1 protein-coding gene is annotated in these 1,137 nt (G+C 32.9%); it reads left to right on the top strand.

Annotation, left to right across the window (positions count from 1 at the left end; translation table 11 throughout):
- The first annotated feature begins 128 nt into the window (after positions 1-128).
- Entirely contained in the window at positions 129-527 is a 399-nt protein-coding gene (locus tag AC3DU7_RS23605; protein WP_488041740.1) for a response regulator, read from the top strand.
- Positions 528-1,137: the final 610 nt, after the last annotated feature.

The raw sequence follows: 1,137 nt of genomic DNA, 5'->3' as shown, positions 1-1,137 counted from the left end.
TTCATTTTCTGTTCCCTACAAAGTATGAGAATTGCTATATGATAATTATGCATAGGTACTTAAAAATTTGTACATAACCAATTTTGTTAAAACTTGTTCCTTAGATAGAAATTGCTATAAATTTAACAATGTCAGAAAAACTTAAATTAATGATTGTTGATGATGAATCTAATAATTTGGATTTACTATATAGGACTTTTAGACGTGAATTTAAAGTTATTAAGGCAGAAAGTGCTACTGTAGCGATGGAAATTCTCGAAGTTGAAGGGGAAATGGCTATTATTATTTCTGACCAAAGTATGCCAGATATGACAGGTATTCAATTTCTGATCAAAACAAGAGAGAGCTTTCCTGATACTATTCGTATTTTGTTAAGTGGTTATGCTGAAGAACAAATAAATTCTGACGTTGATGAGATGAAACAGGCTGATATTTTTAAATGTGTAACTAAACCTTGTTCCCTTCCAGAATTGAAAGAAGTTATTGGAGAATGTGCGGAATTATATAGGGCTAAAAAGAGTTTATAAGAAAGAATAAAATACCGAAAGTTTGTCATTTCAGTTATCAGTACCTCTGTCTGTTTGTGCAGCATTTCGTAGGAAAGTTAGAGGCTTGAAATATTGAACTTTATTTTTTTTCATCCCCTTGCAGAAGGCGCAGCAAAGAGGAGGCTTGAGACCTTAATTTTTGGGTTGAAAAAGTTTAGCAATTGTGTTGTTATTGTCTAGAAAATATAATAGTTTTTAAGTTTGTCGAAAGTCATTTCAGTTATCAGTACCTCTGCAATAAGGAGGCTACGAAAATACGGAACTCTCTATTGTCTTTTGGTCGATTGGATATGGCTCTGAGACCTCCCCATCCTACTCTTCGGGAAGCTGCGCTAACGACCACTTTTTATCCTCTGAATATCGAATTAGAGATGAGGAGCTGGGAACATTATTTACTTAGCTGGAATTGCTAAAACTAAATAATTCAACATTGAAAAACCAGCACAAAATTTATGTATAAAATAAAATATAATTAAAAATTGTTAAGCTTAGACATTATCTATAGCAGTGAAAGGAAAGGGTGCGGACAGATAAAAAGCTTAAAACTCAGAAAACAGAAGATTTTTCCTTCTTCTTTCTTCCCTCTTCC

Source organism: Okeania sp., from assembly GCF_983059655.1.
This window is presented reverse-complemented; position numbering and strand designations above follow the sequence as displayed.

Excerpts from the sequence above, each read along its gene's own strand:
- AC3DU7_RS23605 (WP_488041740.1), top strand. The coding sequence starts at position 129 with ATGTCAGAAAAACTTAAATTAATGATTGTTGATGATGAATCTAATAAT.